The organism is Sphingosinithalassobacter tenebrarum, assembly GCF_011057975.1.
In the GTDB taxonomy this organism is placed as follows: domain Bacteria; phylum Pseudomonadota; class Alphaproteobacteria; order Sphingomonadales; family Sphingomonadaceae; genus Sphingomonas; species Sphingomonas tenebrarum.
In genome coordinates, this window is sequence record NZ_CP049109.1 from 2095019 (window position 1) to 2117896 (window position 22878).

At 65.3% G+C, this 22878-nt stretch carries 18 protein-coding genes; 8 read left to right on the forward strand and 10 right to left on the reverse strand.

The genetic code is table 11. The annotated features are described in order from the left end of the window. Positions 1 to 174: 174 nt before the first annotated feature. The 5 genes from astD to G5C33_RS10485 are packed head-to-tail and all read right to left on the reverse strand — an operon-like array spanning position 175 to position 6257. Entirely contained in the window at positions 175 to 1608 is a 1434-nt protein-coding gene (gene astD / locus G5C33_RS10465) for a succinylglutamate-semialdehyde dehydrogenase (protein WP_165327161.1), read from the reverse strand. Continuing rightward, complete coding sequence (locus G5C33_RS10470) at positions 1608 to 2615, reverse strand: arginine N-succinyltransferase (RefSeq protein ID WP_165327162.1); 1008 nt, start codon at positions 2613 to 2615, stop codon at positions 1608 to 1610. Before G5C33_RS10470 ends, astD begins: the two co-directional genes overlap by 1 nt. Beyond that, the gene (locus tag G5C33_RS10475; RefSeq protein WP_165327163.1) at positions 2612 to 3808 is read right to left on the reverse strand and encodes an aspartate aminotransferase family protein; all 1197 of its coding nucleotides are present in this window, start codon (positions 3806 to 3808) and stop codon (positions 2612 to 2614) included. The genes G5C33_RS10470 and G5C33_RS10475 overlap by 4 nt, the downstream gene beginning before the upstream one ends. Next, positions 3805 to 5235, reverse strand: a complete 1431-nt coding sequence (locus tag G5C33_RS10480; RefSeq protein ID WP_165327164.1) for an FAD-binding oxidoreductase — start codon at positions 5233 to 5235, stop codon at positions 3805 to 3807. The genes G5C33_RS10475 and G5C33_RS10480 overlap by 4 nt, the downstream gene beginning before the upstream one ends. Beyond that, positions 5232 to 6257, reverse strand: coding sequence for a 2-oxoadipate dioxygenase/decarboxylase family protein (locus G5C33_RS10485; RefSeq protein ID WP_165328815.1), 1026 nt, complete (start codon positions 6255 to 6257; stop codon positions 5232 to 5234). The genes G5C33_RS10480 and G5C33_RS10485 overlap by 4 nt, the downstream gene beginning before the upstream one ends. A gap of 74 nt (positions 6258 to 6331) precedes the next feature. Here G5C33_RS10485 and G5C33_RS10490 point away from each other — a divergent pair, with 74 nt between their 5' ends. After that, complete coding sequence (locus tag G5C33_RS10490; protein ID WP_165327165.1) at positions 6332 to 7240, forward strand: LysR substrate-binding domain-containing protein; 909 nt, start codon at positions 6332 to 6334, stop codon at positions 7238 to 7240. 11 nt (positions 7241 to 7251) lie between these two features. Here G5C33_RS10490 and G5C33_RS10495 read toward each other — a convergent pair whose 3' ends face one another. Beyond that, the gene (locus tag G5C33_RS10495) at positions 7252 to 8862 is read right to left on the reverse strand and encodes a phytoene desaturase family protein (RefSeq protein ID WP_165327166.1); all 1611 of its coding nucleotides are present in this window, start codon (positions 8860 to 8862) and stop codon (positions 7252 to 7254) included. A 74-nt stretch (positions 8863 to 8936) separates the two neighbouring features. Continuing rightward, positions 8937 to 10115, reverse strand: coding sequence for an aromatic ring-hydroxylating oxygenase subunit alpha (locus tag G5C33_RS10500; protein WP_165327167.1), 1179 nt, complete (start codon positions 10113 to 10115; stop codon positions 8937 to 8939). 252 nt (positions 10116 to 10367) lie between these two features. Here G5C33_RS10500 and G5C33_RS10505 point away from each other — a divergent pair, with 252 nt between their 5' ends. Next, the gene (locus tag G5C33_RS10505; RefSeq protein ID WP_165327168.1) at positions 10368 to 11678 is read left to right on the forward strand and encodes an amino acid permease; all 1311 of its coding nucleotides are present in this window, start codon (positions 10368 to 10370) and stop codon (positions 11676 to 11678) included. After that, a complete protein-coding gene (locus tag G5C33_RS10510; protein ID WP_228275026.1) occupies positions 11663 to 12952 on the forward strand; it encodes a Xaa-Pro dipeptidase in 1290 nt (429 codons plus the stop codon). Before G5C33_RS10505 ends, G5C33_RS10510 begins: the two co-directional genes overlap by 16 nt. A gap of 15 nt (positions 12953 to 12967) precedes the next feature. On the opposite strand, the gene G5C33_RS10515 is transcribed toward G5C33_RS10510, so the two are convergent. From G5C33_RS10515 to G5C33_RS10525, 3 genes are all read right to left on the reverse strand, one after another. Beyond that, a complete protein-coding gene (locus tag G5C33_RS10515) occupies positions 12968 to 13672 on the reverse strand; it encodes a TetR/AcrR family transcriptional regulator (RefSeq protein WP_165327169.1) in 705 nt (234 codons plus the stop codon). A gap of 86 nt (positions 13673 to 13758) precedes the next feature. Continuing rightward, positions 13759 to 15165: an APC family permease gene (locus G5C33_RS10520; protein WP_165327170.1), complete on the reverse strand. Its 1407-nt coding sequence runs from the start codon at positions 15163 to 15165 to the stop codon at positions 13759 to 13761. Further along, complete coding sequence (locus G5C33_RS10525) at positions 15162 to 16760, reverse strand: phytoene desaturase family protein (protein ID WP_165327171.1); 1599 nt, start codon at positions 16758 to 16760, stop codon at positions 15162 to 15164. Before G5C33_RS10525 ends, G5C33_RS10520 begins: the two co-directional genes overlap by 4 nt. 146 nt (positions 16761 to 16906) lie before the next feature. On the opposite strand from G5C33_RS10525, the gene G5C33_RS10530 reads away from it, so the two are divergent. The 5 genes from G5C33_RS10530 to G5C33_RS10550 are packed head-to-tail and all read left to right on the forward strand — an operon-like array spanning position 16907 to position 22875. Next, positions 16907 to 18016 (forward strand): aromatic ring-hydroxylating oxygenase subunit alpha, encoded by a 1110-nt coding sequence (locus G5C33_RS10530; RefSeq protein WP_165327172.1) that lies wholly within the window; start codon positions 16907 to 16909, stop codon positions 18014 to 18016. A 2-nt stretch (positions 18017 to 18018) separates the two neighbouring features. Continuing rightward, positions 18019 to 19278 carry a sarcosine oxidase subunit beta family protein gene (locus G5C33_RS10535; protein ID WP_165327173.1) on the forward strand — a complete coding sequence of 420 codons (1260 nt, stop codon included), beginning with the start codon at positions 18019 to 18021 and terminating at the stop codon, positions 19276 to 19278. A gap of 12 nt (positions 19279 to 19290) precedes the next feature. Continuing rightward, a complete protein-coding gene (locus G5C33_RS10540) occupies positions 19291 to 19566 on the forward strand; it encodes a sarcosine oxidase subunit delta (RefSeq protein WP_165327174.1) in 276 nt (91 codons plus the stop codon). Next, positions 19563 to 22454: a 2Fe-2S iron-sulfur cluster-binding protein gene (locus G5C33_RS10545; RefSeq protein ID WP_165327175.1), complete on the forward strand. Its 2892-nt coding sequence runs from the start codon at positions 19563 to 19565 to the stop codon at positions 22452 to 22454. Before G5C33_RS10540 ends, G5C33_RS10545 begins: the two co-directional genes overlap by 4 nt. Further along, a complete protein-coding gene (locus G5C33_RS10550; protein WP_165327176.1) occupies positions 22447 to 22875 on the forward strand; it encodes a hypothetical protein in 429 nt (142 codons plus the stop codon). Before G5C33_RS10545 ends, G5C33_RS10550 begins: the two co-directional genes overlap by 8 nt. The last annotated feature ends 3 nt before the right edge of the window (positions 22876 to 22878 follow it).

A 22878-nucleotide genomic window follows, 5' to 3' on the forward strand; every position in this document is an offset into this window, starting at 1 on the left:
CTTTGCAACCATAGGCTCGACAGCGACCTGGTCGCCCGGGGCGCGCGGCCCGGGCGACATCAAGGATCGAATTAGACAAGTGGATAACACGTCAACCGCGACCGCAGCTACTATTTCATCGCGACCTTCCGCTTCGAACTGCTCCGCCGCTGCACTGCTGGATCGGTTTCGGCTTCAGTCGGCGGTCGGAACACCCGGTACCGGCATCGCCGCCGCGTGTTCGGATTCGAAGCTGGCGATGGGATAGGCACAGTAATCGGCGGCATAATAGGCGCTCGGACGGTGATTGCCGGAAATGCCGAGCCCGCCGAACGGCATTGTTCCGGCTGCTCCGGTGATCGGGCGGTTCCGGTTGACGATGCCCGCGCGGCTGCGCTCCAGAAAGCGATTCCAGAGCGCATTGTCTTCGCTGATCAGCCCCGCCGAAAGACCATAGGCAGTCGCATTTGCCGCAGCGATCGCGGCATCGAAGTCGGGAACGCGCGTCACTTGCAGCACCGGCGCGAAAATCTCGGCATCGGGCACATCGCATCCCGTCACGTCGAGAATTGCAGGTGTCACGAAGGCATCGCGCCGCCCGGCAACCTGCTCGAAGGGGCGGATAACTTTGGCGCCCGCGGACAGGATCGCCGACACCTGCCGATGTGCCTGTGCGGCGGCGGCGTCCGAGGCGAGGGGGCCCATGAACGCGTCCCCCGCTTCATCCCATGCGGCAACGCGCAGTCTGGCCGTCAATGCGTCCAGACCGGAGAGGATGGCGTCGCCCGTTGCGCCTTCGGGCACGATCAGCCGCCGCGCGCAGGAGCAACGCTGGCCGGTTGTGACGAAGGCCGAATGGACGATCAGCGATGCGGCCGCTTCGGGCGAATCCCATGCGATCAGCGGATTGTTGCCGCCCAGTTCGAGCGCAAGAATGATGTGCGGACGATCGAGGGTAGCGCGCTTGAGTGCCTGACCGCCGGCCGCCGACCCGGTGAAGAGCAGCCCGTCAATGTCCGACGCGACCAGCGCCTCGCCGGTGGCGCGGCCGCCCTGGACGATCTGGAACACGCCGTCGGGCAGTCCGACACCTGCCCACAGCTTCGCCATGCGTTCGCCCGTCGCCGGAGTGACCTCGGACGGTTTGAAGACGACGCAATTCCCAGCGAGCAGGGCGGGGACGATATGCCCGTTGGGCAGATGTCCGGGAAAGTTATAAGGGCCGAGCACTGCCATGACACCATGCCCACGATGGCGCAGCACCGCTTCCCCAAACGGGGTTTCGTTGTGCTTTTCGCCGGTGCGTTCGGCTTGCGCGACGATCGATACTTCGACCTTGGCGATCATCGATCCGACTTCGGCGCGGCATTCGTGAAGCAGCTTTCCGGTTTCGCGCGCAATGGTTTCGGCCAGGCCGTCGGTATCGGTCTTGAGCGCTTCGGCGAAGCTGCGCACCGCGGCGATGCGATCCTCCAGCGGCGAGGATCGCCAGCCGGGAAGGGCATCGCGCGCGCGCGCAACCGCATCGGCGCACTGCTCCGCGCTCGCCGGCGCGCCTTCCCAGACGATGCTGCCGTCCGCCGGGTTGATCGATTGGATGCGGGGGTCGCCTGCCGTTTCGGTCTGCATCAGCTTTCCTTCACTCTTATTGTCGTGCCTTCTTCAAGGCCAAGCCTCTCGGCGATATTCGGTTCCACGGTAAGCGTGTCGCCTGCGATCTGCCCCACCGCGAAGATGGCGCGAAAGCCGTCGATCCCGGTTGTCGCGATCAGCCGCTTCGGCGCGTCGGAAACCTTGCCGACATCGAGCCGCAATATCCGGCTTCGCCGCAGCGTGTCGAGCCGGTCGGCGGGGCAGGAAACCACTGGTCCGCCGTCGAACAGGTCAATCAGGCCCGTGCGCGCGAACCCTTCGCGCTCAAGCATCGCCAGCGCCGCTTCGCCGTGCCGGTGCACGCGGCCGATAGCCCATGCCGCGCGATCGTCGATCAGCGAGACATAGATGGGATGGCGTGGCGCAAGGTCCTGCACGAAGCGCCCGTCCGTAGCGGTAAGCATGCGGTCCGCTGCATCGAAATCGAGGCGATAGAAGCGCGATCCGACACCGTCCCAGAACGGAGAAGCGCCGTCTTCCTCGAACCATCCGCGCAGTTCGGCGATCACGGTGTCCGAAAACCGCGTCCGGTCGGCACCGATCAGCATGTAGCGCGCGGCGGCGAGCAGCCTGCCTGCGCCGCCGCCGCGTCGATCCGCGCGGATGAACAGCGATCCGACTGAAGTGGTGCCGTCGCACTCGCTCACGAGCACCAGAGCCTGATGGTCGAAGCGGGTTGCGATGGCGGGGGAGTGTTGCGCCAGCGTGATCAGGCGAAAGGCGAGATGCGGCCGCGAAAGCCCCATCCGTGCCCGTACGCTGGCAATACCGGCGATATCGCCGTCATCATCTTCGAGCAGCAACGTGTACCATGCGGATCCCGGATCGACGGCGCCGGCAAAGCTCCGCTGCGAAAGCCGCAGGCGCTCCGCGAGCACTGCTTCGTCCTCGGGCAGGCTGGTGAATCCCGCTCCCGACAGCCTCGCCAGAGTCATGACTTCCGCCAGATCCGCCGGTCCGGCGGGGCGGACCAACTGTGTCATGCGGCAAGCTCGAGTTGCGCGCGCGCCGAGGCGCAGGCGGCGTCGAGCCGGTTGACGGCCTCCTCGACTTCGTCATGGCTGATGATCAGCGGCGGCAGCAGGCGCACGCAATTGTCGCCGCCGCCCGCCACCAGCAGCCGCTGGTCGCGGGCCACGCCCATGAACTCGCGATTGTTTACCTTGAGCTTGAGGCCGATCAGCAGCCCCTTGCCGCGCACGTCAGCGATGACGTCCGGGTGGCGCGCCGAGAGATTGCTCAGCCGCGTATAGAAATCTTCCGAAACCGAGCGCGCATGCGCGAGCGTGGTGGTCCGGGCAATTTCCTCGAACGCGGCAAGGCCGACTGCCATTGCGAGCGGATTGCCTCCGAAGGTCGATCCGTGAACGCCGAACTTCATCCCGCTCGCCGCTTCGCTGGTGGCAAGGCAGGCGCCGATGGGAAAGCCGCCGCCCAGTGCCTTGGCCACGGCCATGATGTCGGGTTCGACACCTTCGAACCATTGATGCGCGAACAGCCGCCCGGTGCGTCCCATGCCGCTCTGCACCTCGTCATAAATGAGCAGAACACCGTTGGCAGTGCACAGATCGCGCACGCGCTTGAGCCATTCGCCCGAAAGCGCGCGTGCGCCGCCTTCGCCCTGAACCGGCTCGATAATCACTGCGGCAGTGGTGGGCCGGGCGATGGCTTCGGCGATCGCGTCGCCATCGTCGACGGTCAGCTGGACATAACCCGGCAGGCGCGGGCCGAAGCCTTCGACATAGCCGGGATTGCCCGCGGCGTTGATCGCGGCATAGGTGCGGCCGTGGAACGATCCGGCAAAGCCGATCACGTCGATCCGCTTCTCGTCACCCTTGCTCCAATGGTAGCGACGCGCCATTTTCAGCGCGCACTCAACGGCTTCAGAGCCACTGTTGCCAAAGAATGCGACGTCGGCGAAGCAGCCGTCGGTCAGGCGTCCGGCAAGCGCTTCCTGCCCCGGCACGCGGAAGATGTTGGAGACATGCCACAGCTTTTCCGCTTGCTCGGTCAGTGCTGCCACCAGCTTTGGGTGGGCGTGACCCAGCGCATTGGTGGCGATTCCCGAAACGCAATCGAGCCAGGCGGTGCCGTCACGATCGTAGAGCCACACGCCTTCGCCGCGCTCGACTGTAATCGGCGCGCGATTGTAAACATTCAGCAGGGCATCAGTCATTCTGCATTCCTTGTCTGGGGCATTCCGAAATCGACACGACCAAGCGGCATCGGCGCGAGCAGGTCCTGGACCTTTCCCGCCAGCGTGCGGATTTCGGGGGAAGTGAATTCGGCGTACCAGCGCGCATTGGCGGGGCCGACGCCGTGTTCGGCGCTGAAGCTGCCCCCATATTCCTGGGTTACCGCGCGCAGGATCATCGCGCGTGCGGCTTCCGCGGCATCGGGGTCGAACGCGCCGGAGCTTTCGGGCCACACCATGTTGAAGTGCATGCCACCGTCGCCGATATGGCCGAAATCGTGGAGTTTGAGGCGCGGTTCGCTCTTCGTCAGCCGTGCGATCATCTCGGCGCGAAACGCCATCATGTCACCGCGACGCAGGCAGATGTCGCAGGCCATGACCTTGCCCGATGCGCGGAGCCCTTCGGGAACGGCATGACGGATGGCCCAGAGGTCGCCGCCATCGTCAAAGGCGGCATCGGTGATGACGCCGTCTTCCAGCATTGGCGCGAGAATGTCGGTCAACCGCTCCTGCAACCATTCGGCAGCGACGCAGCGCCCACCAGACAGTTCGACGAGCACGGCATAGGGCGGGGCACCGTCGGGAAAGGGATTGCGCAGACGCGGCACATGGCCGAGCGCTGCCGCGATCGCGGCTTGCGATATCCCCTCAAATGCCGTCAGCAAGGTATCGAACTGCGCTTCCATCCGTTCGAGCAGCGGCAAGGCGGCTTCTGCCCGGAGCAGGGAAATCAGCGCCGAAATCCGTGCCGCGGGCAGGCGAGACAGCGCCAGACTGGCGCGCGTGACAATGCCAAGCGCGCCCGAACTGCCCACTGCAAGGTGCTTGAGCGCCAGCCCGCTATTGTCTTTCCACACCGGCGCCCCGAGGGTCAGAGTGCGCGGTTCGGATTCGGCGGTGACCAGTTCCAGTCCCAGCAGATTGCGGCGCACATCACCATAGCGCAGGAAGCGCGCGCCGCCGGTATTCGCTGCGATCATGCCACCGATCGACGGATCGGCACCCAGATCGATCGGGAAGCCGAGGCCGTGGGGTTCCGCCGCCGCGTTGAGCGTGGAGAGCAGTACGCCCGCCTCGACTTCGGCAGTGCGGTTGGCAGCGTCGATCTGCGGCGCGGCGTTGAGCCGGTCTAGGCTGAGCAGCAACTGTTCCTCGCCGTCACCGGCGATGCCCGCCGCCACCAGCCCGGTCGCGGCGCCCTGCGGCACCACGGAGAGGCCATGCGCGAAGGCGATCCGCAGCGTCTCGGCGACTTCCGCGGTCGATGCCGGGCGCGCCACCATCGCCGGCGTCCCGCGTGCGCCGCGACCATCGGCCGCATAGCTCGCCAGATCGCCCGCGTCGCACAGGAGGTTGGTGTCCCCAAGCGCGGCGCGCAGTTCGGCAGCGGCGGCACCCGGACGGCTCATGCGGCGCGAGTCATCGCGAAGATGCCGGTGGCGTTGGCGCTGTCGAATGCCAGATCCAGTCCGGTGGCTTCGGGCAACGGATCGCGGCTTATGAATTCGAAGAAAGACCCGGGAACACCGCGCGTCACCGCCTGCCGGTCGGCCGTTACGAACCCGCGTTCGACGATGTCGGCGCGGAACGCCGTCTGGCGGACGCGACCGCTCTGCGACACTTCGACCCGATCCTTGATTGGATGTCCTTCGGCGCGCAGCGCATCCGCCAGCGCTTCGACGTCGTCGACGCGGTCGGTCGCGTGGTTGAAGGCATTGCCCTCGGTCGCGATCCAGCCGGCCTCCGCCGATTGGTTGATCAGAACCGCGTAGTCGGCTTCATCGACATCGCCATGCTGGCGGTCGAACGCGGCGGCGATGACGGGCAGGGCGGCCGCGGCATCGGCGAAATCGACCGCGCCGAATTTGCCGAAGTGGTCGAGTACCGCGAGCGCCTCGGGGGTGAGCGGATCGCGCGAGCCGCCGAAAACGCGCCGTGCCGCCGCGCCGAAACCATCGTCGAACTGATCGACATGCAGCTCGCTGACGAAATATTGGGGGATCGCCTCGGGAAAGTCGCGATGGCACCAGGCATGGCCGGTCATCCTGAGCCGCGGCAGCGGATATTGCTTCACCATTTCATAGCCGAGCGGCTCGAGGATCCGGGCAAAACTGTCCTGCCCGCCGGGAAGCGCGCCGGTCGGTCCTTCGGCGAAGCGGATCGTACGCAGTGCGCCGTGATCGAAATTGATACGCCGCCCTTGGGCGATCCGATCAGCGACATAGGCCGCGCCGCTGGGAACGGTTTCGAGCAGACGGCGGAACAGCAGTGCGGCAAGCGCAGTTGCGAAGACTGGGCGGGATACGCGGCTTTCGCCCGTGCCGGTCACTTCGGGCGCGAGTTCGAGCATGTCGAGCGTTTCGCGCGCCGCGTCGTCACCAATTGCGATCGCGGTCAGGCGGAATAGCATCGCTTCGTTCGAAATCGGCATATTGAACCTCCACATCAGAAGGTGATTTTCTCAGGAGGATGTGCAAAATCAAAACGAGAAAGGCGCATTTTGATATGACGGAATCGAATGTGTACCCGCGTCGACTGTTGCCGCCGACCGGTGCGCTGCGCAGTTTCGTCGCGGCGGCGAAAACGGGCAGCTTTTCCGAAGCTGCGGACAGCGTGGGGCTGACTCAAAGCGCAGTGAGCCGCCAGATCGCCCAGCTTGAGGAACAGCTCGGAACCGACCTGTTCACGCGCAACGGGCGGCGGATCGCGCTCAATGCCGCGGGGCGCGCCTATGTCGAAGAAATCGGGCCGGCGCTGGAGCGGATCGCGCGCGCATCGGCCCGCGCGGCGCAGCATCGCCCGCCCAACGAACTGGCGATCGCGACCTTGCCCAGCTTCGGCATGCGCTGGCTCGCGCCGCGCCTGCCGCGTTTCTCGGCGGCCTATCCCGAACTGGTGGTCGATATCGCCGCGCGAACGTCAGTTTTCGATTTCGCGATGGAGCAATTCGACGCGGCCATCCATTTCGGCCTGCCCGACTGGCCCGGCGCCGAGCACGTAATATTGTTCGGCGAGGCTGCGATCCCGGTCTGCTCGCCCGAGTGGCTTGCGGCCAATCCCGTCTCGACGCCCGCCGACCTGGTCGACAAGCCGCTGCTGTTCCAATCCTCGCGTCGTCATGCCTGGAATCGCTGGTTCTCTGCCAATGGCGTCACGCTTGATGCGCCGTGTACCGGACCGAGCATCGAACATTTCCTGATGCTGGCGCAGACCGCAGCGGCGGGTGCGGGGCTGGCGCTGATCCCCAGCTTCCTTATCGAGCCCGAGCTTGCGGCCGGAACGCTGGTTTCGCCGTTCGACCTGCCGATTTCGACCGACGAGCATTATTATCTCGTCTGGCCGAAGGGCGATCGCGCGGCGCCGGGAAGCGCGCTGCGCTGCTTCATCGACTGGATGGTCGGCGAAGCCCGCTGACACGCCGATGCTCACCCCTTGCGCAGCAGCTTTCCGATACGGCTGCTCGACGCGAGGATCTCCTGCGCCGCGTTATGCCCCGGCGCGCCGGTGACTCCGCCGCCGGGATGGGTGCCCGCACCGCACATGAACAGCCCCTTCACCGGCCCGCGATAGGCGCCATTGCCCAGAACGGGCCGCGCCGACCAGAGCTGGTCGAGCGACATATTGCCATGCATGATATCGCCGTTGACCAGCCCGAACTTGCGCTCGAGATCGAGTGGTGAATGGAGCTGGCGGGCGATCACCGAAGCCTTGAAACCCGGCGCATATTTTTCGACCGTGTCGATGATCAGATCGGCCGCCATTTCCCGCTCATCGTCCCAGCTGCGTCCGTCGGGCAGTTGCGGCGCGAATTGCTGGCAGAACAGGCTGGCGACATGCTGGCCCTCGGGCGCGAGCGTATCGTCGACGGTCGAGGGGATCAGCATCTCGACGATCGGATCCTTCGACATGCCGGTTTCCTTCGCATCGGTGAAGGCGCGGTCCATATAATCCAGTGTCGGCGCGATGATGATGCCCGAGCTGAGATGTTCTCCCGGTTCGGGAAGCGCGGAAAAGCGCGGCAGTTCGGACAGCGCGACATTCATGCGAAAGGTGCCTGACCCGGCCTTGAAGCTGTGCATCCGGCGCAGGAAATCGGCGGGCAGGTCCGCCGGGTCCATCATACGTTCGTAAAGCAGCTTCGGCCCCACATTCGCGACGATCGCCTTGCCGGCGATTTCCTCGCCGCTTTCGAGCCGGACAGCAGTCGCGCGATCGCCATCGACCAGCACCTTCGTGACAGGCGTTTCAAGGCTGATCTCGACGCCTGCTTCGACGCAGGCTTCGGCCATATAGCGGGTGATCGCGCCCATCCCGCCAACCGAATGCGCCCAGGCGCCCTTGTTCCCGTTCACTTCGCCGAAGACGTGGTGAAGCAGCACATAGGCCGAACCCGGCGTGTCGGGGCTGGCCCAGTTGCCGACGACGGCGTCGAAACCGAAAACGGCCTTGATGGGGTCACTCTCGAACCAAGCGTCGAGGAAGGTGCGGGCGGATTTGGTGAAGATGTCGAGCAGGTCGCGCTGGCGCTCGATCGGCATCCGCGCCGGGCCGAAGCCCTGCTTCGCCGCGTCGATCAGGGATTTCAGTCCGTCACCGACATTGGGCGGGGCCTTCAGCGCGAGCCCGCGCAGCACATCGGCGACAGCCTCGAGAGAATCGTAATAGGCGGGGAGGGCGTCGGCGTCCTTCTGCGAGAAGCGCGCGAACTCGGCCTGGGTCTTGGCGAGCCCGCCGCCGGCCTTCAGATATTGGGTGTCGCTGAGCGGCAGGAAATTCGACACCGGCCGCTCGATCGCGCGATAGCCGCGCTGGGGCAGCTTCATGTCGGCGATCACCTTGGGCTGAAGCAGGCTGACCGTATAGCTGGCGACCGAATTGCGGAAACCGGGGTGAAACTCCTCGGTCACCGCGGCGCCGCCGATCACGTCGCGGCGTTCGAGGATACGAACCTTCTTGCCCGCGCGCGCAAGGTAAAAGCCACAGACAAGGCCGTTATGGCCCCCGCCGATGATCACTGCGTCATAGGATTTGGTCATGCGAACTCGATACGCCCCCCAATGCGTGCGGGCTTACCCGGCACGGCGATGAAACAAGCTGGTCGGATTGCGGCTCAGACCGCGTGGAGCCGGCGGCTCCAGCCGGGTGCCGGCTGCCGTTCCTCGCGCGATTCCGGCACGATCTGACGAACCTTGCTGCAGAAATTGCGCAGCGCCACTTCGGTTTCACCCAGCGGCCCGACGGAGAAGCTGTGCGATTGCATCCCGTCCTGCACGCGATTGATCAGCCACGTGTCCTCGGCGTTGACCTGGCGGTTGATGCGCCAGTTCAGATAACGCGCTGCCTTCATCTCCCGGCGATCGTCGGGAATGGCGTAGGGAATTTCGCGGATCAGCGTCTCGGTGGGCGATACCGGGATCCACTGCATGAAATCCACCTGGTCGGGATAGATGTCGAACGCCACGTTCGGCCACAGCTTGAAATAGGTCCAGAGCCGCTGGCGGTCTTCGGGCAGGTGATCCACGCGCGGCAGAAATTTCTGATAGGCCTGTTCGGACGGATTGTTCGAAAGCCGGGGCAGGATCGGGCCCCACATCTTGTCGACCCAGGGGTACGCCTCGACGCCATAGCCGTTCTTCATCAGCCGCGTGAGGCCGGGATGCGCGACGGGGATGTGCAGCGCGTCCGAATAATTGTCGCCGACATTCTTCCAGTTCACCGCGCGCGGACGCATCGTCACGCGGCCGAGCGCGCGCAGGTCCTCGAACCGGTAATGGCCGATTTCCTCGGCATAGGGCGCGATCATTTCAGAAACCGTGGGCCCGCCGTCATCTTCCAGCCGGACGAAGATGAACCCGAAGGCGATTTCCACCTCTACCGGCGCCAATCCCAGCTTGCTCGTGTCCACGTCGGGATAGATTTCCTTGAGCGGCAGCCCTGCCAGCCTGCCTTCCAGGTCATAGGTCCAGGCATGATAGGGGCAGACGAACCGCTTTGCGCAACCCGAGGGGCCGTCCACGATCCTGGCGCCGCGATGGCGGCAGACATTGGTGAAGGCGCGGATTTCGCTGTCCTTTCCGCGCACGACGATCACGCTCTCTCCGAGGAAGTCGAGCGTATGATAATCCCCGTGATCGGGAATGTCGCTGACATGGCAAACCACCTGCCAGGAGGGGCGCATGATGCGCCGCATTTCGACTTCGAAAAACTCGGGATCCGAATAGGTCCAGGCGGGAAGGCTCCAGCCGGCCTGCGGATCGGTGTTGGGTGTGGCAGGTGCCGTAGTCGCCATCAATCGCCTCCTTTATTAGACAACTGTATAGTAGGTGTTGCGCTTGTTCAAGGGGGTGTCGCGACAGGATCGCAGAAACTCCGAGCCGGCTTGGCTGACGGTGCCGCAGGGATGCGACAGTCATTTGACACATGTCAAACAACTATGCAGGATGCGTGGCCATGCTAGTTGAAATCATGCGCGCGAACGCTCGTCGTGGCTGAGGCCGAAGCGGGGGGAACTGCCCGAAAGAAGCGGGCGCTGGGGTTCTGGATGTGTCTGGCCCTGGTGGTCGGCAACATGATCGGGGCGGGAGTGTTCATGCTCCCGGCCAGTCTGGCGCCCTATGGCTGGAACGCGGTATTCGGCTGGATCGTCACGATCGGCGGCGGCCTCTGCCTGGCCTTTACCTTCGCGCGCCTTGCGCAGGCTTTGCCGCAGGCCGGCGGACCCTATGCCTATACGCGCGCCGCCTTCGGGCAGACGGCGGGGTTCGTCGTCGCCTGGGCCTACTGGATTTCGCTGTGGGTCGGGAACGCCGCCATCGCGACGGCGGGCATCGGCTATCTGGCGGTCTTTTTTCCAGTGCTGGACACGGTGCCGGGCTTGCCCGCCATATCGGCCTGCGCGGTAATCTGGCTGTTCACCTGGATAAATTGCCGCGGGGTGCGGGCTGCTGGGGGCGTGCAGATGGTGACGACGGTGCTCAAGCTCCTGCCGCTGATCGCGGTTGTGGCGATCGCCGGATGGATGGTCGTCGATACCGGTGGCGAAGCGCTGATGCCCTTTGACGGTGAGACGATCGGGTTCGGCGCGATCGGCGCGACGGCGGCGATTACGCTCTGGGCGCTGCTCGGGCTCGAATCGGCGACGATCGTCGCGCATGATGTCGAGGATCCCCAGCGCACCATACCCCGCGCGACCTTGTGGGGCACGGCGATCACCGGGCTCGTCTATCTGCTTGTCTGTTCCGGGGTCACGCTGTTAATGCCGGTTGATCAGGCGGCAAATTCGAATGCGCCGCTCGCCGACTTCGTCGCGGCGTCCCTGGGCAGCGGATCGGGCATGGTCGTGGCGCTGTTCGCCGCGATCAGCGCGTTCGGCGCGCTCAACGGCTGGATCCTGCTGCAGGGCGAAATGCCCAATGCGATGGCGCGCGACGGCGTTTTTCCGGCCTTTTTCGCCACGCGCTCGCGCCGCGATACGCCGGTTCGCGCGCATATCGTATCCACCGCGCTGCTGACCGTGATCGTATTGCTCAACTATACGCGCTCGCTCGCGGACCTGTTTACGTTCATCGCGCTGCTCGCGACCACGGCATCGCTGGTCGCCTATCTCGCCTGTTCGTGTGCGGCGCTCGCGCTGGCGTGGCGCAAGCGGATGATCTTCACGGCGCCGGCGGCGCTGGTGGCGATGATCGCCGCGCTCTATTCCGCCTGGACCATCTATGGGGCGGGCGCGGAAGCTGCCGGCTGGGGCCTGGTGCTGTTGCTGGCAGGAATTCCGGTGCACCTGCTGATGCGGCGCAAGGCAAGAACGGTTTCGGGTCAAACAACGGAGACGACGGCATGGCAATCGGGATGATCGGGCGGATCGCGGCGGCGGCCGCGCTGCTTCTGGCGATAGCGGCACCGGCGGCGGCGCAGACGCGCTATGTTCATGCGGGTCGCCTGATCGACACCGAAAACGGCGTGGTCCTGACCGACCAGCGCGTTCGCATTGAAGACGATCGCATCGTCGAAGTCGCGCCGTGGAGCCCGCCGCCTGCCGATGCCGAAGTAATCGACTGGTCGGACTATACGGTCATGCCGGGGCTGATCGACATGCACACGCATCTGTCGGACACGCTGCAATCGAACAACCCGGCCGAGCCGCTGCTGCATTCGGCGGAGGAAATCGCATTCATGGGGGCGGAAAATGCGCGACTGACGCTCGAGGCGGGGTTCACCAGCGTCCGCGATGTCGGCACGTTTCGCGCGTTCGGCGATGTCGCGCTGCGCGATGCGATCGAGGCCGGGCGAGTCGCCGGACCGCGCATGGCGGTCGCGGGCGCCTATCTGACCGTGCCGGGCGGCGGCGGCGAAGTGACTGGGCTCGCGCCCGATGTGACGGTACCCGACAGCATGCGCGCGGGCGTCTTTTCCGGTCCGCAGGAAATGAAGGATCGCGCCCGGTATCTGTTCCAGCATGGCGTGGACTTCCTCAAGATCATCGCCACCGGAGCGGTGCTGGCCGAGGGCACCGAGCCCGGCGCCCCCGAAGTGACCGAGGAGGAAGTGCGCGCCGCCGTCGAGGAGGCCACGCGCTATGGCAGCTATGCCACGGCGCATGCGCACGGCGCCGAAGGCATCAAGATCGCGATTCGCGGCGGCGTCCGCTCGATCGAACATGCCTCGCTGATCGACGACGAAGGCATCCGCATGGCGCGCGATCGCGGCGTCTGGCTGGTGATGGACGTCTTCAACGGCGACTATATCGATACGGTCGGCCGCCAGGAGGGCTGGTCGGCCGAGATATTGCGCAAGAACACCGATACGACGATTGCCCAGCGCGAACGCTTCCGCAAGGCAGTCAATGCCGGTGTGCGCATCGCTTTCGGCACCGATGCGGGCGTATTCCCGCATGGTCAGAATGCCCGGCAATTCGCCTATATGGTCAAATGGGGCATGACGCCGATGCAGGCGATTCAGGCGGCCACGACCAGCGCGGCGGAACTAATGATGCGTTCGCAAGATGTCGGCGTGATCGCGCCGGGACGCTATGCCGACATGATCGCGGTGCGCGCCGATCCGCTGGCGGATATCCGCGCCCTCGAATCAGTCGACCATGTGATGAAGGGCGGCGAAATCATCCGCTGACCGCCGCCGCGAAGCTTAGGAAACGGCACGCACTCGCGGGCGGGCCGTTTCCGCATCCTGCGCCGCCGCATCGCCGGGATGCGGGAAGAGCTGGCGCAGCGTGCGATTGCAGAGGGTGATCGCCCGGTCGCGCGGCGTACGCGTCGGCGAAAGGCAGAAATCGAGCCACAGCCCGTCCATTGTCGCGGACATGATCGGCACGGCGTCCTCGAAGGGAAGCGCGCCTTCGTTGCGCGGCAGCCGCTCCATCGCGGCGGCCAGCAGTTCGCGCAGCCGGGCATTGAACTGCTCGCTCTTCTCGGCGAATTCGGGGTTGGTCCGCGCCAACGACCAGAAGGCCATATAAGCGCCGAGCAAGTCCGAGCTTGCCCATTCGTTCGAAAACAGCGCGTTGAAGAAGCCGTCGAGATAGAGCCACGGATCGGGCTGCTCGACGTCGAGTTCGGCTTCGAGCTGTTCGAGGAAGCGGTCGCACAACTCCTCATAGGTTTCGTAGAGAAGATTCTGAGGATTCTTGAAATAATGGCGCAACAGCCCGTGCGAAACGCCGGCCTGGCGACAGACTTCGCGCCCGGTCGTGCCGCGCGCGCCCAGATTGGCGAGGCAACGGATCGTGACTTCGAGCAGGTCCTGCCGCCGCACGGTGGGCGCCTGGCGAGTCGCGCGACGCCGCGGTTTCGCGGCGGTCTTTCCCGCTTCCTTGCTGTCCTTTGCCATCATTTCGGTCCCGAATAATTTTGCTCCGCGCCTCCCGGCATGCGCAGCTTGGGGTCCGAATATCGCAGTCGCTTTGACTTGAAACAAGCTCAGGCCTTCTTCGCGCGCTTTTTCGATGCGGCATAAATGGCCCAGCCCGCGCCGATCAGCAGCGCCGAAAGCCCGATGATCTTGGTCATGGCGAGCACGGGATGGGGTTCATCGGCGGCGGGAAGCATCGCCAGGATGATCGCGAAGCTGGTGACGACCAGACCGACGCAGGCGACCAGAATCGCGACCGGCCTGCCGCCCGGAATGCGGATCGTGTCGGGTCCGGCCGGCTCGCCCTGCATCTTGATGAGCGCGAGGAAAACGAAAAGGAACGGGATGAAGGCAGTGATGATCCCCATGCTCACCAGAACGTCATAGGCGCCCTGAACGCTTGTTCCCGCCTGCCCGAGGAAGACGAAGACGCCGCCCAGCACCGCCTGGGTGAGGATCGCGACATGCGGCGTGCCCCAGCGCGGGTGGAGTTCGCCGAAGGCGCGCGGCAGCAGATGATCCATGCCCGCCGCGAAGGGCAGCCGCGACGTCGCGGCGAGAAAGCCACCCGCCGCGCCGATATTGCCGACGGTGATCAGCAACGCCGTGACCGGTACGATCCACAGGAAGCCAAGCTGCTCGGCAGTGTAGCTGACTGCCTGAAGCAGCCCCGACAACGGGTTCACCTCGCCCGGCGGTAGCGCGAGCAGTACGGAAATGGTGCCGACGATGTAACAGAGCGCGATCGCCGCTCCGGCAAAGACCAGCGCGCGCGGGATGGTGCGCCGTGGATCGCGGATCTCGCCGCTCATAAACGACGCGGCTTCCGAGCCGGAAAAGGCAAAGGCGAGCGCGGCCCAGAACACCATGTCCTTGAGCTCGAAGCTCGGCGCCATCGTCTCGAAAGAGAATTCGGTCGCCGAACCGCGCACCGCCCAGGAGCTGAAGCCCAGAATAACGACGATCGCCACCGGCACCCACATTCCATATGCGCCGATATTGTGAAGCCAGCGGGCGTGCTTGAGCCCGACGATGTTGAGCACTGCGATCAGCGCCAGCGCGGCAAAGGCGAACCACATGAAGAAGGACGGCGAATCCTCCAGTGCGATCCAGCGGTCGCCGCCGACATAGAGCGCGTTGCTCGCCGCGAAATAGAAGACGGCGGGGAAATAGGGCAGATTGCTGGTCCAATAGCACCAGCCGGCGAGGAAACCCGGAAAGTCGCCGAAAGCGCGCCGCGTCCACGCATAGAGGCCGCCTTCGTCGGGATGGCGCGAGGAGAGCTCGAGCACCGATAGCGCGAGTGGAATGTAGAATAGTGCGAAGGCGCCGAACCAGACGAACAGCGAACCCGGCCCCGCCGCCGCCGCAGTGGCGATCCAGCGCAACGATACGCCGGTGACGATGTAGAAGAGCGCGAGGTCGAGAAAGCCCATGACACGGGGCGGCTGCTGGTCATGGACGGTCTCGGTCATCGCTTCGATTTCCTCATGTCGCGCAGCACCTGATGTGCCGCGTTATGGCCCGGAGCACCGGTAACGCCGCCACCGGGATGCGCGCCCGCACCGCAGAGGTAGAGGCCGGGCAGGGGCGTTCGATATTGCGACCAGGCCGGTGTCGGCCGCATCGAGAAGAGCTGGCCGATGTTGAGGTCGCCGTGGAAGATATTGCCTTCGGTAAGGCCATAGGTGCGTTCCAGATCGAGCGGCGTCAGCACCACGCGGCCTTCGATCAGGTCGGGCAGATCGGGCATGTGCCGCGCAATCTGCTTGACGATGGCATCGCCCAGCGCCTCGCGCCGATCCTCCCAGCTTCCCTCGCGCAATTCGAAGGGAAGATACTGGATGAAACAGGTCATCACTGCCTTGCCGGGCGGGCACAGCGTGTCGTCGACCAGGCTGGGGATGACGCAGTCGATCCACAGCTGATCGGGAACGGTGCCGAAACGCGCGGTATCGGCGATGCGCTGGGCTTCCTCCAGCGTCGGGACGATGGTGAGCAGCGATCGCTCACGCGGGTCCATCGTGGCGTTCCGGCCGAACTGGGTCGGCTCGCGCTTCAGCGCGAGATTGAGCTTCGCCGAGGGGCCGGCCATCTTGATCGCGGCGATGTCGCTGCGGAAATCCTCCGGCAGGTGTTCGGGCGGCACCATGCCGAGAAAGGTTCGCTTGGGATCGGCGTTGGACAGGATCACCGGCGCGCTGAAGGTCTCGCCGGCTTCGGTGACGACGCCAGAGGCGCGACCGTTCTCAACCAGGATTTCGCGGACCGGAGAGGCGGTGCGGATCTCCACGCCGTGATCGCGCGCCGATGCCGCGATCGCCTGCGTGATCGCGCCCATGCCGCCGATGACATGGCCGGCATAGCCCTGCACCGAATCATCGCCGCCGGAGAGCAAGTGAAAAAGCAGTCCAACCGCCGAGCCGGGCTCATAGGGTCCGCCATGCTTGCCATAGACATTGTTGGCGAGGAACAGCCTCTTGACGGCGTCGCTTTCGAAATTGCGGTCGAGATAGTCGCCGAGGCTTCCGGTCAGGAAGGTAACGAGCTGCGCCACTTCGCGGCCCTTGAGCTTGCGGAACCGCTTTACGAGGCGCGCTGCCTCGCGGACGCGGTCGAGTCCGCGCGCGCCCAGATCGGGCGGCGGTTCGAGGAAGAAGGGCTGGAGATAGGCTGCAAGCGCCTTCAGCTCCCGGTCGACGCGGACGAATGCCTTGGCGTCCGCCGCCGAGTACCGCGCGATTTCCGCTGCCGCGCGATCGACGTCCGCCCACCAGCGGATGATCTCCCCGGGCGCAAGCGCGACTGCGAGCAACGGATCGCTGCCCACCATGCGCAGCCCGTATTTTGGCAGTTCGAGGTCGCGAATCACCCTCGGCATCAGCATGCTGGCGAAATAGGAAGTGAAGGACACCCGATGGTCGGGGATCACTTCCTCGGTGACACACGCCCCGCCGACGATCTCGCGACGTTCGAGTACCAGCACCTTGCGCCCGGCCCGGCCGAGATAGGCTGCGGCGGTCAGCCCGTTATGGCCGCCGCCGATGATGATCGCGTCATACCGGCTCACAGCCGTGCCTTCGGTGATCGCAGGTGACAGAATTTCACTGATTCCCCCGTTTGACCTCTTCACGAGTGACATGCTTCACGCTATGAGGCAACTGTCTAATAACGGAGGCGGCAATGGTCGGGGAAGCAAGGCAGGAAGCGACGGGGATGGAACGTTCGCTTTTGAGCAGCGACTATCTCGATCCGGCGTTCTGGGAATGGGAAAAGGCCGAAATCCACGGACGCGAGTGGTTTTGCGTCGCCCGCGAGGAAGATGTTCCCACTCCCGGCAGCCACCGCCAGATCGACGTGCTCGGCGAGAATATCCTGCTGGTTCGCGATCGCGCGGGCGAGCTGCATGCCCATTACAATGTCTGCCGCCATCGCGGCGCGCGGATCTGCGATGCCGCCAATGACGCCAAATGGGGGCTCGACCTGAATGGCGGCGTGATCGGCGGTGTTATCCGCTGTCCCTATCATGGCTGGGCCTATGGGCTGGACGGCGCTTTGCTCGCCACGCCGGGCATGGCACCGGGCGCGGTCGACAAGAAGGCGCTGGGCCTGCACCCGTGCGGCGTCGCCACCTGGGGCGGGTTCGTATTCATCACCCTGCGCCCCGAAACGGCGCCCGATTTCGAAGCGGCGCTGGGCGAAGCACCGCGCCGGTTGTCCAACTATCCGCTCGAAGCGCTGCGCACGGGCGAGACGCGCTGGTATGATGTCGACGCCAACTGGAAGGTGATCCTCGAAAACTACAATGAATGCTACCATTGTGGCCCGGTGCACCCGGAGCTGTGCGAAATCGTGCCGGACTTCCTGAAGAATGCCGGCATGCATCTCGATTGGGAGGCTGGCGTGCCGCACCGCGAAGGCGCAGTCACCTTCACGCGCAGCGGTACCACCAGCCGCGATTTCTTCCCCGGCCTGTCCGAGGAGGAAAAGGTGCGTCACAAGGGCGAGCTGATCTTTCCCAACCTGATGTTCAGCCTGTCGAGCGATCACGCCGCGGCGTTTCTTCTCTGGCCGGACGGGCCGGGCAGGACGCGGATCGAATGCCGTTTCCTCTTCCATGAATCGGAGCTGGCCAAACCCGGTTTCGATCCTGCGGACGCAGTTGAATTCTGGGATCTGGTCAACCGTCAGGACTGGGCGGTTTGCGAGCGGGTTCAGCGCGGCATGGCGGCGCGTGTCCACGAGTTCGGCTATTATTCGCCGCTGGAGGACTATAGCCTCGATATCCGCCGTTACATCGCCGAACGACGCGAGCGCAGCGCGTAAGGATGCGCGATCGCTATTCGGCGCTCGCGCTGCTGCGCGGCGGTCTTACCGGAAATCGCGGGTGGAAACCGGCATGGCGCTCGCCCGAGCCGAAACCCGCATATGACGCGGTGATCGTCGGCGGCGGCGGACATGGGCTCGCCACTGCCTATTATCTTGCCAGCCGGCACGGGATGCGCAAAATCGCGGTTCTCGAAAAGGGCTGGATCGGCGGCGGCAATACCGGGCGCAACACGACCATCGTCCGGTCGGACTATTATTATCCCGAAAGCGCCGCGCTGTTCGACCATTCGGTGACGCTTTACGAAGGGCTGTCGCGCGAGCTCAACTTCAACATCATGTTCTCGCAGAGGGGCATGATGACGACCGCGCACAGCCGGGGCGAGCTGGATTTCCAGCGGCGGCTGGTCAATGGAATGCGGCTGAACGGCGTCGACCTGGAAACCGTGCCACTGGCCGAGATCCGCCGCGACTACCCCTATCTCAACTTCGCGCCCGATGCGCGCTATCCGATCCTTGGCGGGATGCGGCAGAAGCGCGCCGGCACCGTGCGCCATGATGCCGTCGTCTGGGGCTATGCGCGCGCGGCGGATCGACTCGGCGTCGACATCATCCAGAATTGCGAAGTCACCGGCATCCTGCGCGATCCCATGACGGGGGCCGTCAGCGGAGTCGACACCAGCCGTGGACGGATCGCGACGACACGGTTGGGGCTGGCGGTGGCGGGGCATTCCAGCGTGCTTGCCGAGATGGCGGGCTTTCGCCTGCCGCTGCGCAGCTATGCGTTGCAGGCATTCGTCACCGAGCCGCTGAAACCGGTGCTCGATACGATCGTCTCTTCGTCGCTGCTCGGCATCTATGTCAGCCAGTCGGACAAGGGGGGGCTGGTCTTCGGCGGCAATGCCGATCCCTACGCCTCCTACGCCCAGCGCGGGAATATCCCGACCGCGGAAGAAGTCATTGCGGGGCTGGTCGAATTCATCCCGTCGTTCAGCCGCATCCGCCTGCTTCGGCAATGGGCGGGGATCGTGGACTATGCGCAGGACAGCTCACCGGTGCTGGGACGCAGCCCGGTGCCGGGCGTCTTTCTCAATTGCGGCTGGGGCGGCGGCGGGTTCAAGGCGATCCCCGCCGGCGGGGAAACCTTCGCGCACACGATCGCGACCGGCGATCCGCATCCGCTGACGGTACCGTTCTCGCTCGATCGCTTTCGCGAATTGGCGCTGGTCGACGAAGCCGCCGCTGCCGGCATCGCGCATTAGGGGGGAAAGGGAATGCTGCGGATCGAATGCCCTTGGTGCGGCGCGCGCGACGAAGCCGAATTTCTGAACGGCGGCGAAGGCGATGGCAGTCGCCCCGCCGAGCCGCATCGCCATACTGACAGCGGCTGGACCGAATATCTGTTCACCGAGGACAATCCGCGTGGGCCGCTGACCGAATACTGGTTTCATCACGACGGGTGCCGGCAATGGTTCGTCGCGGTGCGCGACACGATGACTCACGCCGTTCTGGAAACGCGTGCGCCGACGCCGGGGCAGGGCGAAGCATGAGCGGCTATCGGATCGCCGGACATCCGCGGAACAGCGCGCGCCCGGTACGCTTTCGCTTCAATGGAAGGGCGCTCACGGGGCGCGAGGGCGACACGCTGGCCGCCGCGCTGATCGCCAACGGCGTTACGCTGGTGGGGCGCAGTTTCAAATATCACCGACCGCGCGGGATTATTGGCAGCGGCTTTGCCGAAACCAATGCGCTGGTGCAGATCGGTAGCGGCGATCGCAGCACGCCCAATATTCCGGCGACGCAAATCCCGCTCGAAGAAGGGCTGGAAGCGCGCAGCATCAATTGTTGGCCCTCGGTCGATTTCGATTTCGGCGCGATCAACGACCGCTTCTCGCGTTTCCTGTCGGCGGGGTTTTACTACAAGAGCTTCGTCTGGCCGAGCTGGGCGCTTTTCGAACCCTTCATCCGCCGTGCCGCCGGTCTGGGTAAGGCGCCTGCCGTTGCCGACCCGGATCGATATGACAGTCGCCGCGCCGCATGCGATGTTCTGGTCGTGGGTGGCGGCGTATCGGGATTGGCTGCCGCACGCGCGGCGGCGGAGACCGGTGCGTCGGTGCTGTTGCTGGAAGCGGCAGCGGAGCCTGGCGGAGTCGGCGACCGCGATGCGCCCGCGCCGGACGGCAACAGTCTGGGAACATGGATTGCGGATCAGCGCGCCGCGCTGGCGGCGTTGAACGCGCGTATCCTGCCGCGCACGACCGCGCTCGGCTTTTACGACCATAATTTTCTGACCGCGCTCGAAGATAGCGATGGCATGCCGGTACGTCAGCGTGTCTGGAAGATACGCGCCGGTCGCGTCGTGCTCGCCTGCGGCGCGTTCGAGCGGCCGCTGGTCTTTCCCGGTAATGACCTGCCCGGCGTGATGCTGGCGGATTCGGTGCGCAGCTACGCAACCGATCATGGCGTCGCGGCAGGGCGTTCCATCGCTTTCGCGGTTCGGGACGCGCGGGGAGCCGTGGCGGCGCTGGCTACGGCGCGCGCGGGCGCACCCGTCACGGCGATCGTCGATCTGCATGGCGCCGCTTCGGCCCATGCCGAGTCTGCCGCATCGCTCGGCATCGAATGGGTTGCCGATCAACAGTTGCTGGGCACTGTTGGCGGGAAGCGATTGCGCGGTGTCCGCCTGCGGTCGCGAACCGGCGGGCACGAACGGACGATCGCGTGCGACTGTCTGGCAATGAGCGGCGGCTGGACGCCTGTGGTGCAGCTGTTCACGCAGTCGGGCGGCGGGCTGAAACATGATCCTGCCATCGACACGTTCGTGCCCGCCCGGTCGCAGCAGGCCGAGCGCAGCTGCGGCAGCGCCCGGGGGCTGGCCGATCCACTGGAATGCATCGCAGACGGGGAGGCCGCGGGCCGCTGGGCCGCCACTGGCGAAGGCATCCAGCCGCCCCTGTCCGCCGATCCGCCGCTGGCGCCGATCGATCTGCCGATCGGAAAGGGCAAGGCCTTTGTCGACTTCCAGACCGATGTGACTACCGACGACCTGCGATTGGCGGTGCAGGAGAATTATCGCTCGGTCGAGCATGTCAAACGCTACACGGTCTGGGGCATGGGCGTCGATCAGGGGCGACTAAGCGCGTTGAACGGTGTCGCGACGCTCGCGCGCCTGCAAGGCACGGCGCCGGGAGCGGTAGGCACCACCAAATTCCGCCCGCCCTTCGCGCCGGTCGCGCTCGGTGCGATGGCGGCGGGGCATGGACTGGGCCCGCGTTTCGCGCCGTTCAAGCAGTTGCCCGCGCATGACTGGCACATCGCGCGCGGGGCGGTGTTCGAGGATCATGGCTGGCTGCGTCCGTCGCATTACCCCATCGGCGCGGAGGATCGTGACGCGGCGGCGCGACGGGAAGCGCTGGCGGTCCGCAATGGCGTCGGTCTGACCGACGGCTCGTCTTTCGGAAAGTTCGAGCTGACAGGCCCGCAAGCCGGCGCCTTTCTCGACCGGCTTTCGATCGGCAGCCCGAGCACCATGCGCGTGGGCAAGGCGCGCTTCAATCTAATGACCGATGAGCTTGGCGTGCTGTTCGACGATGGCGTCGTCGCCCGGATGGACGAGGATAGCTGGCTGCTCACTGCGAGCAGTGCGCATGCCGAGGCGATGCTCCGCTGGCTGACTCGCTGGCACCAATGCCAGTGGCCGCTTGATCTCACCATCCGCGACGTGACTGCGCATTGGGCAGTGATAACGCTTGCCGGGCCCCGCGCGCGCGATGTGCTCATGCGCGCGGACTGCAACATTGATTTCTCGCGAGAGGCCTTCCCGCACATGGCGATACGCTGCGGCACGATGGCGGGTCAGCCGGTACGCGTGCAGCGCGTCAGCTTCACCGGCGAGCTGAGCTATGAAATCGCGATCGCGGCCGATTATGCCGCGAGCCTTGCCGACTGGCTGATGCAATGCGGGGAAGCGGAGGGGATAATTGCCTTCGGGCTCGAAGCGCTCGATCTGCTGCGGCTCGAAAAGGGGTTTTTCTATATCGGGCAGGATACCGACAGCGAAACCCGGCCGTCCGATATCGGCTTCGGCAAGGCGATTGCCCGCAAAAAGGGCGACTTCATCGGCCGGCGGACGCTGGAGCATGAAGCCGTGCGCGACGGCGCGCGCGGGCAGCTGGTCGGGCTGGTCGCGCTCGATCCGCAGCAAACGCTGCCTGCGGGCGCGCATGTCATCGGCGGCGAAGCCCATCCGAGCCAGGGGATCGTTACCAGCAGCGGGTTCAGCCCCACGCTGGGTCATCCGATCGCGCTGTCGCTGCTCCACAACGGAAAGGCACGGGTCGGCGAACAAGTGACGATCTGGTCGGAAGGTCGCGAATGGGCGGCACGGGTTACGCCGCCCTGCGCCTATGATCCGCAGGGAGAACGCATGCATGGCTGAGCTGCTGCGCGCACCGCCGCTCGGCGGGGTTTCCGCCATCACGGCGGCAGGGTTCGAAATCGCACCGTGCCCCGGCGCCATCTGGCGGATCGGTGAGTCCGTTGCGGGGGCCGTTCCCACGCAGCCCGGTGAATGGATGCTGTTCGAAGCCGCCGGCTTCCCCGCGCCGGCGGTCGAAGCGGTCGATGTCCGGTCGGGCCATGCGCTGTTTTCGGTGAGCGGGCCGGACGCGCTCCTGCTGCTCGATATCGATCCGCTTGCCGGGGCGGCGCAGGGCGGCTGTACGGCGCGTGTGGGCGGGCTGCGCGCGAGCCTGTTCTGGCGGCGCGATCCGGTGCCGCAGGTGCATATCGCTGTCGAGCGCTTCTACGGGGCCTGGTTCTGGGAGTGGCTGCGCCACCGGGCGACGCTTCTGGAATGATAT